Here is a 16,355-nt window from a genome sequence, read left to right on the forward strand (position 1 = left end):
CGTTAGAAACCGTTGCGACCCCAAACGACCAGTGCAATAGAGAAGGTAAACACTACCAGAAGCCCAACCCAACCGAGTGTCAAAATATCCATGAGCGTATGTAAAACAATCGTTACAACATTAGTTCAAAATCAATCATAATTCAAAGTTGGCACAGAATGAAGGGATTGGGTGAGGTGGAAACGAGCTTAACTGAACGATTAGAGTCGCTGAAAGCGGGATTATTGGGAGCTCTGGCAACCGGGTTTGCATTTGCTGGCTTAATGCTGGCCACAAGTTGGCTGCGATCGCTGCCATTTGTCTTGTTCGCCGACCTGCCATCGTCTACAATCCTTGTCAACCTCATCCTGAGTACCGGAATTGCCGTTCTCTCTGGATTCCTGTTTGGGGCTACCTACCGCTACATTATTCGTCAAGATAACAATCCACACCTGAAATCAGGGGCAGTTCTGGCCTTTGGGCTGGTGCGAGGATTGGCCCAGGTAGAGGTAGGCTTGAATCTGTGGAAAACCCTGCTACCGTTTATAGTGTTGACTGTCGAAAGCATTCTGCTGTTTGTGATCGCCCGGTTTTTTCTAGATTGGGCACTGGCAAAAGGTTGGTTGCAAACCTTCAAGTCAAGTTAAATTCCTCAAACTGGGGACTGCCGAAGATCGTTGTTCGTCCCACTGCTGACAAAATCTTATTATTTGTTTGTTCAGCCGTCAGACACCGACAGACCAGTTCTGCCACATCCGCCCGGTGAATCGTGCCTGCAATGAGCGGGTTTTCAGTCAAAATACCTTCCCCTTTCGGGGGCTCAGACCTCAGCCCCCCTGGTCGAATGATGGTGTAGGTCAGCCCGCTTTCAAGTAGATGATTTTCGGCTTGTTCCTTCTCTGCCAGAACGGGACCCAGCGTTTCCATTGCCTGGAGAGGAAGCGCAGGCGCACTATCACCCGTACCGATGGAAGTCACCAAAATAAATTTCTTAACTCCAGCTTTCACCGCTGCATCAATCAAGTTACGATTCCCTTTGAAGTCTGAGCGTTCACCATCGGTTGGTTTCCCCCCGATTGTGCTGATTACCGTTTCAACAGGTTTGCTCAGCATCGCCTGTTCTACGGCCTCAGCATTCAAAGCATCTCCCATCCTGATGGAAATGCCGATTGCTTCCAGGTCTTCACGGGCCACATCGGAACGCAGAAGAGCGATGACCTTCTGATTTTGAGCTGCTAAAAGTCGGGCAATTTCCCGCCCAACTCCACGGCTTGCTCCAGCTAGAAAGATGGCACCAGTCATGTGATTATGATTTTCCTACTGGCTAAATTCTACAGGAGTCCGTAATCTCTATCTGTTCTAGCAGATATGACGCGATCGCAATCATCCTGGTACTGACCCTATGCAAGACTCTTTGCCCCTACTAGAGATTAAACAATTAAGCGTTAACTATGGTGGTATTCAGGCGTTGCAGGCGATTGACATAGTCATCTATCCCGGTGAGGTGATTACTTTAATTGGGGCTAATGGCGCAGGCAAAAGTACCACCCTACGAGCCATCTCCCGCATTGTGAATATCCGTGCCGGGCAGATTCTTTACAATGGGCGAAATATTACCCGCTGCCGAGCCCATGAAGTGGTTCAAATGGGAATTGCTCATAGCCCCGAAGGGCGGCGAGTTCTGGCCCGCCAAACGGTGCTGGATAATCTGGAGCTTGGGGCCTACAGTCGCCGCGATCGCTCCAGTATTAAGGCGGATATTGAACAGCAGTTCCTCACCTTTCCCCGCCTGGCAGAACGTCGTAATCAACTGGCGGGCACCCTCAGTGGCGGCGAACAGCAGATGCTGGCGATCGCCCGTGCCCTCATGAGCCGTCCCAAATTGCTGCTGTTGGATGAACCCAGCCTGGGCTTAGCTCCGGCGATCGTGCGCGAGATCTTCTCCATTATTCAAAACCTGCACACCGCTGGTGTCACGATTCTACTGGTTGAGCAAAACGCAAACCTTGCCCTTCAGCATGCCAATCGGGGGTATGTTCTGGAAGCTGGTCGGATCACCCTGACTGGGGAAGCAGCAAAGTTGCTGGATGATGAACGCGTGAAGCAGGCATATTTGGGGTAGTGAATCAGAAGCCGCTTTATCGTTTACTCAGAATTGAGTGAATCTTCGCAAAGACTGGGTGAAGGGAAGGTCAGGTTCTCTACCAGACTCTATGATTGTACGTAGAGGAGACGAACAGTATTTGAATCGCATTGGCTAAGTCTCATCTTCCTGTTAAGCCTCTTGCAGAACTTTTCTCGTGTCAGTGTGAGGACCGAATTCCGCAAGCTGTTTACCCCCTCATTTCTGCCCCTAAGGTGTAACTGAATAACGGCGCAGGTAATAGGTGTCTGGTTACAAAAGTACCCGGCCACTGCAAAATCATTTTAGCCTCTGTAGTGAATTGCCCTGGCAGAGGTTGGCAAGGCTAGTAGATCAAAACAAAAGTTTTGAAGGGGGTGAAGTTTGAAGGGGGTAAAGCCCCCCACTCCCACATGTTGCAAAATTTATTGTTTGCAACACTACTAGTTTGCTAAGCAGATTTTGAAGGGTTTACAACCCTTCAAAACCCCGTAAATTTATTTTCCCGGGTTTAGATAACCAGGCAAAGTTCCTGTGGTGAACCACTAGTTGTAGCAGAATCTGATAGGCGTCGGCTATTATCCTTTTCCTGGTTTTATTGATTCCTGGTTTTATTGACTACACGTTTTATTGACTACACCACCATTGAACGGGTGTCTATCGCTCCTAAAGTACTGCCAGCTATGAATACCTTCGATGATGCCGCTTTAATTCTTCAGTTTGTCAAGCGAGAGGGGGCACTCGCGTCTAATCAAAATTTGCGAATTGAGCCTGCGTTTGACTCTGTTCAACTGCTTGCCAGGCGAGGTGGTTTGCTGGCAACGTTTAAAACCCCAAACAATTTGCCTACGGTACTGGTAAGACGGGGATCGGAGTACTATAACCTGATACATCGGGTTCTGGTTGAAAACTGCTTTATTCCAATGAACCCCTCTGAAACATCAAAGTTTACTAAATATGAGCGGAGTCAGATTCCCGATGGCTATAAACTAAACTGCACGGAAGCAAGATTTCTATGGAAGGAGTGGTGGACCAAGGTCCGTCAGGGAAATCGCAACAACATTCAGACTGATCTCGTGATTTTTTGCAGAAATACCTGGTATCCCATTCGAGAGATTGTTTGCAGCCACAGAACGTTATTTATCACTACGCTCGTCTCCGAGTTTGTGTATCAGGGATCGGAGCTAATTGTCTGGCTGAGCAAGGAGTCCGATCAAACAGCCGAGAATCAAGCAGCAGAGAAGTTGCCGCAAGCTCTACCCATTGCTCCACCCAATCAGCCTAATCTCAATAAACCCGTTTTTCGCCAATCCCCCGGACGAACTGCATTTGTCGGCAAAGATTTGCCTCCACTCGCCTCATCAGCAGTACGGGGCAGTCTTTCAGGAAATGGCGAAAACGAGAATTCGGAAAATTCAACCACTCGCCCCGACTTGAGACAAGTGTTGAAGTTTCGTCAAGGCAAGCTCTACATTACTACCGCCATTGGTGAGATTGTTGTAGAGGGGGCTCATTTGAAATTTTGGCTGAACGATGAGGAGCCTGCGATCGCCCCCAAAACTGTCAACATTGAAACCTATCGCGATCGGGAAGCGCAGGTAGTCAATATTTAAGACAACTGGCAACAGGGGGCCGCTTGTCGCCTGTTGCCTTCATCAAAACTGGATCAATACTGACTTCCTGACTTACGGTGATTGACAGCGGTTACGCTGGTGGAATCCATGACTTTGCCACTGTCAACGGTGGCATAAATTAGCCAATGGTCGCCGCACTCCATCCGGTTTTGCACTGTACACTCCAGATAGGCCAACGCATCGGTCAGAATGGGACATCCATTAGCCGCGTCCTGAATGGCAACGCCTGCAAAGCGATCTTCCCCTGGAACCTGGGGCCTCAAGAAATGACGGGGAATAGTTTTTCCTTCTTGAAACAGGTTGAGAACGAATTGTTCACCCGCCGATGCCAGCATTGCCCCCACTCCATCCTTTCTGACAGAGATTGTGATTCCGGGCGGATCAAAGCTGGCCTGCGAAACCCAGGAGGTGAGGACGCCAATTTGGGTGCCATCTTTTCTGGCTGTGATCAGGCAGATAGAGCCAATAACTCGCCCAACTGCCTGAGCGGTGCGATCGGTCTGGGCTTCCACAGCCATCTGACGTGGGGTACGGGCTTTTTTGGTCTTTTTCAGGGTTTGAACAAATTCAGTCCCGGCCGCTTCACACTGATTGAGAGTTTCTTCAGTGGGCTTGAATTTCACCCGAATCGTGTCAAATCCAAAGCGGTAGCCTGCATCCTGAAGCTTACTTTCCAGCAAATCGATCGCTTCGCCGCTCCACCCATAGGAACCAAAGACTCCTGCTATCTTTGTTTTGGCTGCCTGGGATAGCACAATGCCCAAAGCTGTTTGAATTTGAATCGGAGCGTGACCTCCCAGAGTGGGTGAACCCATTACAAACCCATCACAGCGATCAATCGCCCGGCTTACTTCCTCGGTGTCGGCAAATTCACAATTGATGGATTCAACCGCTGCGCCTGCGTCCATCATGCCTTTAGCGATCGCCTGAGCCAGTGTCGCCGTATTGCCGTAGGCTGAGGTGTAGAGCATGGCAACGTTGACATCCTGACTTTGCTGTTGGGCGCACCATTCGCGGTACTCCAGGGTCAGGCGGCTGAGGCTGTGTCGCACAATTGGACCATGGGCAGGCGCGTACATTTTTACAGATAAGCGCGATAGCCGATCAAGTACTGTTTCAACCTGGATGGCTTGAGCGGCATGGATGCAGTCGAAGTAATACCGCCGATCTTCCTCATAGTGTTTCCAATGTTCATCCAGGATGGATTCATCACAAACATGGGCTCCAAACAGTTTATCGGTAAAGAGGATGCGGGTTGCCGGATCGTAAGTGCATAGGGCATCGGGATGGCGGGGAGTGGGAACGAAGCGAAACTGAAGTTCATGCCCATCACCCAGATCGAGCACTTCCTCATCGCGGACAATGTGAACCTTTAAGGTCCGATTTGTCGCATATTCGATCCCCAGGTCTAACGCTGCATCATCAATCACCGCAGAGGTTGATTGATTCGTCAGGGTTGATCGAAGGGTAATCGCACCGGGCTTGGAGCAGATGACCGTGGCGTAGGGGGCTAATTCCAGTAATCGCCTCAGGGTAGCAATGCGGTTGGGGTTGACGTGACTCAAAATCACATAGTTCAGCCGTTGAAGATACTGATGCTGCTGAAGCTCGTCCAGAAACAAATCCGTAAATGACTCCCCCGGTGGATCAATCAGTGCAGTTTCCCGTGCCTGAATCAGGTAGGCATTTGCAGTAGTACCTTTCTGGCGGGCGTATTCAATTTCAAATTTGAGCCGATCCCAGGTGCGCGATCGCAGTACGAGGGTGTTTTCGCCAACTTCCGCCACCTGAACATCCCGGCTTCTGGAAACAGACGGTGCATGCCCTGTAGCCACATTTTGCGGAGTGTCTTGCTGGGACTCAGAGATTGAAGAGGACTGGAACGGTTTGACCAGTCCAGCAAAAGCTTTGAGAAGAGGGTTAGAAGACATGGGAAATAGGGAGGAGAGGGGCCAGGGGGCGAGGAAGAAAGAAAGAGGAAAGAGGGAAGTTAGGTGGCAGGTGAGGGAAGGAAGGAATGGATGATAGGGGGATGGGGATGATGGAGAAATGGGAAGTGATAAAGTCAGGAAAGCGTTAGATGTAGCAGGTATCGGGAAAGACGGTGAAGGTCTTACGCTGTCTAACAGGTCCTGGTTTTGATGGCTATCGTTATGAATCAGTAATGGTTTCCAACTTTACGGTGGTGGACAGCTGTCAGGGCATCGGTGTTTGAGACGCGACCAAGTTCAACGGTGCTGTAGACGAGCCAGTGATCGTTGCAATCTAGACGACTGATGACTTCACACTCCAGGTAGGCGAGGGCATCGGCCAGAATTGGAGCCCCATTGTTGGCGGGATAGGTTTTTACCCCTTCAAATCGATCAGCACCGGGAGGAAAGCGTTTCAGGAAGTGCTTCATTAATGGCTGGTAGTTGCCTTCTTGCAACACGTTGAGCGTGAAGCGATCGCCCACATGCATGAATGACTCAATCGCCCGGTCCTTGGCTACGGCAATGGTGATCCCTAAGGGTTCCAGGCTGGCCTGCGCCACCCAGGATGCCAGCATGGCACTGGAAGCTTCGCCCTTTTTAGCAGTGATGATGTACAGCCCGCCGCTAATACGCCCAAGGGCTTTATCCAGGTCGCTGTTGAGGGACTTCATTTGCTTAATGCTGCGATCGCGGGTGAGCCACTGCCCCAGGTCAGTTCCCGCTTCGTCACAGAGTTGGTAGGTAGCTTCTGTGGGAGTTTCTTTAATCAAGATGGGGGGAAAGCCTTCGGTCAAACCAATTTCCTGAAAGCGGTTTCTTAGCGGGTAAACGGATTCGTCATCAGTGCCACCGGCTTCAAACAAACCAAAGGATTGCTTGGCATGGGCGGCTGCCAGGATTGTGCTGATGACGGGTTGAGTAACCGCTGATTGGGACTGGGGCGGCATCCCAATGACAATCCCCGCCGCAATGTCCATTAGTTCTCGCACTTCCTGAGGTTCCACGGCTCGGAAATCGACTTGCTCAACAGCAACACCTGTTTTGGAGATACCCTGGGCAATGGCATGGGCGAGGCGATCGCTATGCCCGTATTCCGACATATAGAACAGAACAACAGTGGTTTCTGCCTTCGCCTTAGCCTGACTCCATTCCCTGTAGCGTCCCACCAGTTCGGAAATGTGATGTTGCAATAGCGGTCCATGCCCCGTTGCAATTTGAGTAATCGAGGGCAGTTCATTTATCCGTTTAATCGCCGACAGCACAGAGCGGGCGTTGGGTTCCATGAGGCACTCATAGTAGGTGCGAAAGTCAGGGCTGATCAGGTCCAGATCTTCATCGTAGGTGCAGTCGTCGCAAAAGTGCATACCAAAGGCATCGCAGGTGAAGAGCACTTGCGTTTTGTGGTCGTAGGTAAAGATGGTGTCGGGCCAGTGCAGGTTTGGTGCAGAGACAAATTCCAATTCGTGGCTGTTACCCAGGTCGAGGCGATCGCCATTCTTCACTAGCTTACGTTTGAATGGTTGATGTACCAGATCTTCCAGAAATTGGATGGCAACCTTGGCCCCCACCACTGTTGCCTGCGGAGCCAATTTCAAAAGGTCAGCCACCAGACCGCTATGGTCAGGCTCTGTATGGCTGATAATCAAATAATCAATTTGGGCTGGATTGACTAACCCGGTGAGGGCATTCAGATAAAGCTGGCGAAACTTTTCGTGGGAAGTATCTACCAGGGCGATTTTTTCACCCCGAATCAGGAAGGAGTTGTAGGTGGTGCCATTCTGGAGGGCAAATTCAATGTCGAAGCGATCGCGGTCCCAATCCAGACATCGAATTCCCATGGTATCCGCTGCAATTTCGACCGTTTCCAGCGTTAGCCGGGATTGAACCTGTTCCGTGGTCAGCGCGACCATTGAAGTGCCTCCCAATCAAATCGTAATGATTGCAACAGTTCTTCTTTATATTATTGGTACACTCCCCAGCTTTGTAAAGTTTTGTTAGGTAAAGTTACTTATCAGGTAAATTTATGGATCGACCCGGATCCTGGCTAGCTTTGGTTATTGGTAATTCACGATTGCACTGGGCCCAGTTTAAGGGCGATCGTCTTCATAAAACCTGGAATACCCCCCATCTGTCCGGCTCACCGACCCATGCCTGCTTCCAGAATGGGGAAGAGGCTCTGGATCAGGAAAAGGTTGAATGGCTAAAGGAACTCTGCGAAATCTGGATTGCTTCGGTCGTTCCTGCCCAAAATCACTATTGGGAAAACAACCCTAATGCCCACTTCATCTCACTCAAATTGGTCCCTCTGAAGGGAATGTATTCCACCTTTGGGATTGATCGCGCCCTTGCCCTTTGGGGAGCGATTCAAACGGTTGGCAGTCCTGCACTGATGATTGACGCTGGCACTGCTCTCACATTCACTGGAGCGGATGAACATCATCAGCTCGTTGGGGGTGCAATTCTGCCTGGTCTCGGTCTCCAATTTCGCTCCCTAGGCGAGGCAACCGCCGCCTTACCCGTCCACCCATCCTCCCGTCCACCCAGCCACCCTCTTCCGAACCGCTGGGCTCTCAACACAGAGGATGCGATCGCCAGCGGCATCCTTTACACCTTGCTGGCAGGCATTCAATCCTTTGTAGAGGATTGGTGGCAGCAATTTCCGGGCAGTGCTGTAGTAATGACTGGCGGTGATGGGAAAGACTTGCATCAGTATTTAGGGGAGCGATCGCCTGAACTGGCATCAAAAATTAGCTTGAATCCCCATGTGATTTTTGAAGGTATCCGAGCACTCAGAATTACCTGACTGGCACTCCAGAGACAAACGCCCGAATACGCTGTGCAACTAAATCAGGATGAATTCCCAAAACATTTTCCCCGGCTTGCGGAATCTGTTCCAGCTCAGTTTTGGAAGCGAGCTGGGCATAGGTCTGGTTTAAGGAAATGGCAATTGCGCCATCCCGTTCTCCCTGCAAAATCAAGGCAGGCACTTTCAACCACCGCAATTGATCATTGAGAAATTCTGCCTTAATTTCTGATCGCCGCCGGTAAAAAAGCAATTTGCACGCAGTTAAGGATGCAAGCAACTTTTGGCGGCGAGCTAACAGATGTTCAATCCTTTGAAGCTTAAGGATTTTGCTGAGAGGGAGGAGCGATCGCAACCCCCAATCGGCCCAGGGTGCTAGCAGAAGCCGTGCCCAAAACCAGCGGTCTTTCCTGTCCCACGTTTGCACACCTTCCGGGGCCAGCAGTACAACTCCAGCAACCTGATCGATATATTTGAGGGCAAAGCTAGCGGCTACCCAACCTCCCAGGGAATGCCCCACCAGGTAGATCTGTTGCAACTTCAACGCCCTTAGAAATTCTGCTAAACACTCTACTTCCAGAGCAATCGAGTAATGAACATCAGGATTTTCAGATTCTCCAAAGCCCAAAAGGTCTGGCACAATGCAGTGATAGTCCTGGCTCAGTTGCTCAACCACTGGCATCCACTGGCTGCTATCCTGCCAGGAACCGTGTAAAAACACCAGCGCAGGACCCTGCCCCACCTCACGCCAGAAGATCAAACCCTGGGATAGCCTGATGCGGGAGTTGCGAATCGGTAGAGGCATCCTGTTTGTGTCAATAAGGGGATGGGCAAGAGGTTTAAGGAAGCGATTGAGCTTCATCTTGAAATGTTACGCCAAAGGGGTTGCCTATTCCAGAACCTCGCTCTTCAGATGAATTTGTAGAAGTGCAAGCAGCATAGTTACGTTAGGGCGGACGGAGCAGACGATCAGTGCTCCCCCTCGCCTTCATACCGATAAATTTCCCTCGTTCCCAATAGGGTTGGTTGAGCAGCAAAGGTTATCTGCATCCGGCGAGCTCGCTCGTTCTTTCCAGTCAACCCTAGTGGTTCACCACAGGAACTTTGCCTGGTTATCTATAGCTCTACGCGGGTGCGTTAGGACATTGGAATTAGAGAGGGAGTGGGGGCTTCGCACCCAGCCAGGGGTTTCACCCCTGCACCCCGTCCTAACCATAATGACTACCGCTATAAACCCAGAAAAACAAATTTACGGAGTTTTGAAGGATTGCAAATCCTTCAAAATCTGCTTGGCAGTCTACTAGGCAAGGGTTGTTAAACCGTTAAAATAATCTTGCAATTGGCGATCGTGATCATGAGAGAGGGTACCAATAGGCAGGGAATTTGGAGCAAATGCCTGAACATCACTGACTTCCATTGAATCTTTAATTTCCATCGTTCCCTGAGCTTCGACCTCAATCACAACACAAATGGAGTGAACCCGAGGATCTCGTTCAGGTGAAGAATAAACGCCAACAAGACGGCGAATTCTGGAAACCTCTAGGCCAGTTTCTTCCTCCAGTTCCCGCTGCACAGTGGTAGGAATGTCTTCCCCCCAATTCACCATACCCCCTGGTAATCCCCATTTGCCATTGTCTCGCCGTTGAATGAGCACAATGCGTCCGTCAGGCAGGATGGGAATGATACTGGTGCCTATCACCGGATGGCGAAACAGAATACCCAGAACGGTTTGTGTGAAATGCCACCATTGACGCATAGGCAAAAGCATGAGCTAAACACATCCACTATTCAGGGCAGCAGATGCACAAGTAGGATGGAAGTACTTCTTTAGAACCACTGACATATGAACTGAGTAGCATTCTCCCTCAAGCGAGATTAGCGAGAATTTCTTCTGCGTGATTCTCGGGCTTAACCTTGGTATAAATCTTTTCAATCGTACCATCGGGAGCGATGATAAAGGTGTTGCGGCTGATGCCCATATACTCTTTACCCATAAATTTCTTCAACCCATAGCTGTTGTAGGTGGTGGCTACTTTGCCCTCTTCGTCAATCAGGAGTGGGAAAGGGAGGTTGAACTTTGTTGTAAATTTTTCATGGGATTTGGCATCATCCGTACTAACGCCGAGGACAACTATATCCTTACTCTGGAACTCTGCATAGGAGTCCCGAAAACTGCAGGCTTCTTTTGTGCAACCTGGAGTGTTGTCACGGGGATAGAAGTAAAGCACCACTCGCCTGCCCTTCAGGTCGGACAATCTGATGATATTGCCCTTAGCATCAGGTAGGCTGAAGTCAGGAGCCGGATCGCCAACTTTAAGCACCATAGAAATAGAGGAAGGGATACAAGTTTACGGTTGATAATTGGGGACTGGGTTGACGGCAACTATTGGTATTGGGCGTCCCCTCTGATAGAGTAAAGGTTTCTTTACACTCTGTCCAGTTTGGGATAGGGAGGGGGGATAGGGGGAGGTTTCTCTACAAGACGGTTCTAGAAATGGGGCTGTGGCTCCTTGAAACCCTGATTTCCTCGACTCCTTGTCCAGGATTGCCACAAAAAATTTGACAAACCCGAACTCAAAACTGTCCTGACCCCATTACTCCGCTACTCTCTTACTCCGTCACCCATCTACCCCTTTACCCATCCACCCCTTCTAACAACTAACAACCAACAACTAATAACTTCTCAGCTCCAACACCCGACGCTTATCCTCTACCCCCTCATCTATTACACGGACCCTCTGTCTCCGCTACAGCACTCCTTTAGAACTGGGAATGGTCTGTGCTCTTCGGGGATCGATTTCGATCGCCATCCGGAGCGATCGCGCAAATGCCTTGAAAGTGGCTTCAATAATGTGGTGGGAGTTAATGCCATCCAACTGACGAATGTGGAGGGTCATTTGGGAGTGATTGACCAGTGCCACGAAGAATTCCCTTACCAGTTGGGTGTCGTAGGTGCCGACTCGTTCAGTTGGGATGGTTAACCCATAGCTCAAATGGGGGCGACCGGAGAAGTCTAAGGCGACCTGAATCAGTGCCTCATCTAGAGGCGCGATGAAGTGTCCAAAACGGACGATGCCTTTGCGATCGCCCAGTGCTTTGCCTAACGCCATTCCCAATGTGATGCCTACATCTTCATTGGTGTGGTGGTCGTCAATTTCGTAATCTCCTGTGGCCTGCACATCCAGGTCAATCAACCCATGGGAAGCAATCTGGTGCAGCATGTGGTCAAGGAAGGGAATGCCTGTTTTGGCTGTACAGTTCCCGCTGCCATCCACGTTGATCCTTACATGTACGTCAGTTTCGCCCGTTTTGCGGCTAACCGATGCGCTGCGGCAGGGTAGGGTCAGCTCCTGGGAGTGATTGAAAGCGCGATCGCTTCTGGGTTCTGAAATCGCATTACTGGTGTTCATGGATATTGAGACTTAACAGGATCTATGGATCCATTATCGATGGAATCCGCGATCCTTACATCTACTCAGCTCCTAGATAGGCCTCAATCACGGCTGGATCATTTCTAACTTTTGCTGGATCGCCGAGGGCAATGAGCTGTCCAAAATCCAGGACGGCGATGCGATCGCACAATCCCATTACCAGCGGCACATGGTGTTCAATCAACAGCACCGTCAGATCAAACTGCTGACGAAGATTACGAATAAACTCGCTGAGCTGGTGCTTCTCATTCGGATTCATCCCGGCTGCCGGTTCATCCAATAACAGTACACGGGGTTTGAGGGCCAGAGCGCGAGCAATTTCCAGTCGTCGCTGGTCGCCATAGGGAAAGTTGCAGGCGATTTCGTTGGCGCGATCGCCCAAACCCACAAGCTCCAACAACTCCATAGCTTTCTTGCGAATTTGTTTTTCTTCCTGAGGTGCAGGCGGCAAACCCATCACTCCAGTCAGTACGCCGCTGTAGGTGTGGACGTGCTGGGCAATCATGACGTTCTCAAGTGCAGAGAGATGGCTAAACAGCCGAATATTTTGAAAAGTGCGGGCAATTCCCCGACTGGCAATTTGAAACGGACGCAGCCGGGAAATATCTTCCCCATCGTGCAGCATTTGCCCATCCGAAGGCTGAATTAATCCCGTCAACAAGTTGAACAAGGTCGTTTTGCCAGCCCCATTGGGACCAATCAACCCAAAGATTTCACCCTGAGCGATCGCAAAAGAGACCTGATTAACCGCTACCAAACCACCAAAACGACGAGTCAAACCCCGCGCTTCCAGAACGGGGCGATCGTGAACCGAAGTTTGGGATTCAGTAGAGTGGGACTGAGCCATTCGATACAAAGTGGCATACCTCTAACTAATACCAATTTGATTTGAAAACAGTGCAAATCTGACCCCTCCTGACCTCCCCTTGCCAAGGGGAGGTGCCGAAGGCGGTGGGGTGATGTGCAAGGTTCATCATTATAAATTGGTATAAAATCGATTCTCCTATGAAACTGGGTGATGGGGAAGGGGAAAAGAGTGAATGGGTGGATAAGAGGAGGGTGAGTGGGAGGTGAGAGGAGTACTCCATCACTCCCCACCTCCCACTCATCCACTCCCTTCCCCTTCTGGCTCCTGACTCCTGGCTTCTCCCCCTCCCTCTCACTTCCTAAACTAGACACCAACCCTCCACAAAGGTTAAAAAGTTCGAAGTAGCGAGTAGGAGTTGGGGCAATGTGTGGAATTGTTGGCTATATTGGCACCCGAACGGCCAGTGAAATTCTGCTAGAAGGGCTGCGCAAGCTGGAATATCGGGGCTACGATTCTGCCGGGATCGCTACTGTCTTGGAGAGTGAAATCCACTGTGTCCGCGCAAAGGGCAAGCTGCATAACCTGCAAGAAAAGCTGGAAGGAGAAGTCAACCCATCTCAAATTGGGATTGGTCACACCCGGTGGGCAACTCACGGCAAGCCAGAAGAGTATAATGCCCATCCCCATATGGACACCGCCTGCCGGATTGCGGTTGTCCAGAATGGCATTATTGAAAACTATCGGGAACTGCGAGAGAAACTCAAAGCCAGAGGACACCAATTTCGCTCAGATACGGATACAGAAGTCATTCCCCACCTGATTGCAGAGTGTTTGCAGAAAATTAGGAGTCAGGAGTCAGGAGCCAGAAGCCAGGAGTTCACTCAAAACTCAGAACTCAAGACTCAAAACTTCCCACCCCACCCCACCCCCCTCCTGGAAGCCGTTCGTCAGGCGGTCAATCAATTAAACGGAGCGTTTGCGATCGCCGTTATCTCTGCTGACTACCCCGACGAACTGATTGTGGCACGACAACAGGCTCCTCTGGTACTTGGCTTTGGCCAGGGTGAATTTTACTGCGCTTCGGATACTCCTGCCCTGGTGCCTTACACTCGCGCAGTGCTGCCACTGGAGAATGGTGAACTGGCGCGGATGACTCCTCTGGGGGTGGAAGTTTACAGCTTTGATGGGCAGCGGCTCAAAAAGGCACCCCGCACGCTTAACTGGAACCCGGTTATGGTCGAAAAGCAGGGGTTCAAACACTTCATGCTCAAGGAAATCTACGAGCAGCCAGGAGTAGTGCGGGCGTGTCTGGAATCCTACTTCGATGCCGATTGGCTCCACGCGGATCATCAGCACTCTCCGGTGCGTTTCAACTTGCCGGATGAGTTCTACAACAATTTGCAGCATATTCAAATCGTGGCCTGTGGCACCAGCTGGCACGCTGGGCTGGTGGGTAAGTATTTGCTGGAGCAACTGGCTGAAGTTCCTACCCAAGTGCAGTACGCTTCTGAATTTCGTTACGCTCCTTCACCCCTGACCCCTCACACGCTCACCATTGGAGTGACTCAATCCGGCGAAACAGCCGATACCCTGGCTGCATTGGAGATGGAAAAGCAGCGGCGATCAATGAAATCTGCTCAGTTCGAAGCGCGACTTTTGGGTATTACCAATCGCCCCGAAAGTTCGTTGGGACATCTGGTTCCTCGTATCATTGACACCCATGCTGGAATTGAAATCGGGGTAGCGGCGACAAAAACATTCGTGGCGCAACTGATGGCGTTTTATGCTCTGGCGATCGATTTAGGTCACCGTCGCCAGACGATCGCTCCTTACCGCTTAGATGAAATCATTAATGGTTTGCGACAACTGCCTGCGCTGATTGAATCCGTTCTGGAAAGCCAGGAACGTTACATTGAAGAACTGGCCCATGACTTTACCGAAACTCAAGACTTCATTTTTCTGGGACGGGGCATTAACTTCCCAATTGCGCTGGAAGGAGCCTTGAAGTTAAAGGAAATCAGCTACATTCACGCAGAGGGCTACCCGGCGGGTGAGATGAAACACGGTCCGATCGCATTACTGGATGCCAATGTTCCAGTCGTAGCGATCGCCATGCCGGGAACGGTGTTTGAAAAAGTGTTGTCGAATGCCCAGGAAGCCCGTGCCCGTGATGCTCGCTTGATTGGAGTAACGCCAATGGACGAAGAGGAAGCAGCACACACCTTTGATACAGTGATTCCAGTGCCCCATGTGGACGAAATTCTGTCACCGATTCTGACGGTGATTCCACTGCAACTGTTGTCTTATCATATTGCGGCTCGGAGAGGGTTGGACGTTGATCAACCACGTAACTTAGCCAAATCGGTTACGGTGGAATAACTCACCATTGTTATTAGTTTGCTCTAAATGCTTTTGGGGTCATGCCTGTGAGCCGTCGAAACTGTTGACTCAAATGACTGTGGTTGTTGAATCCACAGCGGAGAGCAATTTCCATAATGGGTTGGTCAGTTTGTTTCAACAGTTGTTTTGCCCGTTCAATCCGCTGTTGCAGCAGATATTGGTAGGGAGTGGTGGCGATCGATTGTTTGAACAAATGGCAGAAATGAAACTGACTCATGCCCAGTAATGCAGCCAGGTCTGCTAACTTAATTTCCTGTTCCAGATGGTCATTGATGTAGTCCAACACCTGCACCAGTTGTCGCTGAGACAGTCTACCTTTATAGATCGGGAGAATCTGAACTTCTTCTGGAAATACATCATGTTTAGCTTTTTTTCTAAGACAGCCCTATGCCGATCATGAAAAGCAGGAGAATATGTCAAGCAAAGCGGTCTGGACTGGATTATTGTTCGTCCGGGAGCCTTTGTCGAGGGAAATCTTACTCATTCCTATCGACATGGATTTCCCAGCACTGACCGGACATCTAAACTGCAAATTTCTCGTGCCGATGTTGCTGACTTCATGCTGAAGCAACTGTCAGATGATTCATACCTTTACAAGACACCTGCTCTGTCGTATTGAAACATAAAGTATTTTATAAAGTATTTTATGACACTAGCTAACTACTCGCTTTTCGCATTGATTCGCATTGAAACTTGTCGCAGCACTTGGATGTGGGCTAATTGCAGGAGTCTTCTTTCCCTTCTCAACCTTTGTCATGAAGGCTCTGGCTTAACAACCCCCCAGCCCAGGGTATTGCTGCCATGCAATCCATTAATATCACGGTGATTAACCCCTGGTTTATGATTGCCTTTATTGGCACGGGCATCGTTTGTTTGATTCTAATTGTCATTTTGCTCCAGTGGCAACAACCCGGTGTCGCTTATTTGCTCGTCGCCAGTTTGCTCTACCTCGTTGGCTCATTGGGTGTAACAATCGCCTTTAATGTGCCGCTCAATGACGCATTAGCAGTCGTTAAATCCAACAGCACTGAAGGTGCAGCATTTTGGGCAAACTACCTGAAAAACTGGACATTCTGGAATCATGTACGAACGATTGCATCATTGGCAGCGGCAGTATTATTCACAGTACACCCTTAAAGTAGTCTGATGCCTTATTGATCTAGCGTTGCTCTCAGTTGCTTATACAGTTTTTTAACGACATCCAC

At 50.1% G+C, this 16,355-nt stretch carries 16 protein-coding genes and 1 pseudogene; 7 read left to right on the forward strand and 10 right to left on the reverse strand.

What is annotated here, in order from left to right:
* Positions 1-2: 2 nt before the first annotated feature.
* A complete protein-coding gene (gene petN / locus P4D80_RS24935; RefSeq protein WP_421656743.1) occupies positions 3-92 on the reverse strand; it encodes a cytochrome b6-f complex subunit PetN in 90 nt (29 codons plus the stop codon).
* Positions 93-176: 84 nt separating this feature from the next.
* Here petN and P4D80_RS24940 point away from each other — a divergent pair, with 84 nt between their 5' ends.
* The gene (locus P4D80_RS24940; protein ID WP_421656744.1) at positions 177-626 is read left to right on the forward strand and encodes a hypothetical protein; all 450 of its coding nucleotides are present in this window, start codon (positions 177-179) and stop codon (positions 624-626) included.
* On the opposite strand, the gene P4D80_RS24945 is transcribed toward P4D80_RS24940, so the two are convergent.
* Positions 613-1,281, reverse strand: coding sequence for an SDR family oxidoreductase (locus tag P4D80_RS24945; protein ID WP_421656745.1), 669 nt, complete (start codon positions 1,279-1,281; stop codon positions 613-615). The two genes, P4D80_RS24940 and P4D80_RS24945, sit on opposite strands and share 14 nt — an antisense overlap.
* Positions 1,282-1,381: 100 nt before the next feature.
* On the opposite strand from P4D80_RS24945, the gene P4D80_RS24950 reads away from it, so the two are divergent.
* Together P4D80_RS24950 and P4D80_RS24955 are read left to right on the forward strand one after the other, a co-directional pair.
* Positions 1,382-2,101, forward strand: a complete 720-nt coding sequence (locus P4D80_RS24950) for an ABC transporter ATP-binding protein (RefSeq protein ID WP_421656746.1) — start codon at positions 1,382-1,384, stop codon at positions 2,099-2,101.
* A gap of 614 nt (positions 2,102-2,715) precedes the next feature.
* A complete protein-coding gene (locus P4D80_RS24955) occupies positions 2,716-3,714 on the forward strand; it encodes a hypothetical protein (RefSeq protein ID WP_421656747.1) in 999 nt (332 codons plus the stop codon).
* Between the two features lie 53 nt (positions 3,715-3,767).
* On the opposite strand, the gene P4D80_RS24960 is transcribed toward P4D80_RS24955, so the two are convergent.
* Both P4D80_RS24960 and P4D80_RS24965 read right to left on the reverse strand, forming a co-directional pair.
* Positions 3,768-5,666 (reverse strand): diflavin flavoprotein, encoded by a 1,899-nt coding sequence (locus tag P4D80_RS24960; protein ID WP_421656748.1) that lies wholly within the window; start codon positions 5,664-5,666, stop codon positions 3,768-3,770.
* A 227-nt stretch (positions 5,667-5,893) separates the two neighbouring features.
* Positions 5,894-7,618: a diflavin flavoprotein gene (locus tag P4D80_RS24965; protein ID WP_421656749.1), complete on the reverse strand. Its 1,725-nt coding sequence runs from the start codon at positions 7,616-7,618 to the stop codon at positions 5,894-5,896.
* Between the two features lie 113 nt (positions 7,619-7,731).
* Here P4D80_RS24965 and P4D80_RS24970 point away from each other — a divergent pair, with 113 nt between their 5' ends.
* Positions 7,732-8,511, forward strand: a complete 780-nt coding sequence (locus P4D80_RS24970; RefSeq protein WP_421656750.1) for a pantothenate kinase — start codon at positions 7,732-7,734, stop codon at positions 8,509-8,511.
* On the opposite strand, the gene P4D80_RS24975 is transcribed toward P4D80_RS24970, so the two are convergent.
* The 5 genes from P4D80_RS24975 to P4D80_RS24995 form a co-directional block, all read right to left on the reverse strand.
* Complete coding sequence (locus P4D80_RS24975) at positions 8,504-9,316, reverse strand: alpha/beta fold hydrolase (protein ID WP_421656751.1); 813 nt, start codon at positions 9,314-9,316, stop codon at positions 8,504-8,506. The genes P4D80_RS24970 and P4D80_RS24975 overlap by 8 nt on opposite strands.
* Positions 9,317-9,811: 495 nt before the next feature.
* Entirely contained in the window at positions 9,812-10,267 is a 456-nt protein-coding gene (locus P4D80_RS24980) for an NUDIX hydrolase (protein ID WP_421656752.1), read from the reverse strand.
* 109 nt (positions 10,268-10,376) lie between these two features.
* The gene (gene bcp, locus P4D80_RS24985; protein WP_421656753.1) at positions 10,377-10,835 is read right to left on the reverse strand and encodes a thioredoxin-dependent thiol peroxidase; all 459 of its coding nucleotides are present in this window, start codon (positions 10,833-10,835) and stop codon (positions 10,377-10,379) included.
* A 423-nt stretch (positions 10,836-11,258) separates the two neighbouring features.
* Positions 11,259-11,921 (reverse strand): imidazoleglycerol-phosphate dehydratase HisB, encoded by a 663-nt coding sequence (gene hisB, locus P4D80_RS24990; RefSeq protein WP_421656754.1) that lies wholly within the window; start codon positions 11,919-11,921, stop codon positions 11,259-11,261.
* Positions 11,922-11,982: 61 nt separating this feature from the next.
* Positions 11,983-12,789 (reverse strand): ABC transporter ATP-binding protein, encoded by an 807-nt coding sequence (locus P4D80_RS24995; protein ID WP_421656755.1) that lies wholly within the window; start codon positions 12,787-12,789, stop codon positions 11,983-11,985.
* A 384-nt stretch (positions 12,790-13,173) separates the two neighbouring features.
* Between P4D80_RS24995 and glmS the strand changes: the two genes are divergently transcribed.
* Positions 13,174-15,129, forward strand: a complete 1,956-nt coding sequence (glmS, locus tag P4D80_RS25000) for a glutamine--fructose-6-phosphate transaminase (isomerizing) (RefSeq protein ID WP_421656756.1) — start codon at positions 13,174-13,176, stop codon at positions 15,127-15,129.
* Between the two features lie 13 nt (positions 15,130-15,142).
* On the opposite strand, the gene P4D80_RS25005 is transcribed toward glmS, so the two are convergent.
* Positions 15,143-15,433 (reverse strand): helix-turn-helix domain-containing protein, encoded by a 291-nt coding sequence (locus P4D80_RS25005; RefSeq protein ID WP_421656757.1) that lies wholly within the window; start codon positions 15,431-15,433, stop codon positions 15,143-15,145.
* A 132-nt stretch (positions 15,434-15,565) separates the two neighbouring features.
* Here P4D80_RS25005 and P4D80_RS25010 point away from each other — a divergent pair.
* Both P4D80_RS25010 and P4D80_RS25015 read left to right on the forward strand, forming a co-directional pair.
* Positions 15,566-15,769 (forward strand): annotated as a pseudogene (locus P4D80_RS25010) (NAD(P)H-binding protein); the annotation flags it as partial.
* A 182-nt stretch (positions 15,770-15,951) separates the two neighbouring features.
* On the forward strand, positions 15,952-16,287 hold the full coding sequence (locus tag P4D80_RS25015) for a DUF1772 domain-containing protein (RefSeq protein WP_421656758.1): 336 nt from the start codon (positions 15,952-15,954) through the stop codon (positions 16,285-16,287).
* Positions 16,288-16,355: the final 68 nt, after the last annotated feature.

Source organism: Leptothermofonsia sp. ETS-13, from assembly GCF_049200465.1.
Lineage (GTDB): Bacteria > Cyanobacteriota > Cyanobacteriia > Leptolyngbyales > Leptolyngbyaceae > Leptothermofonsia.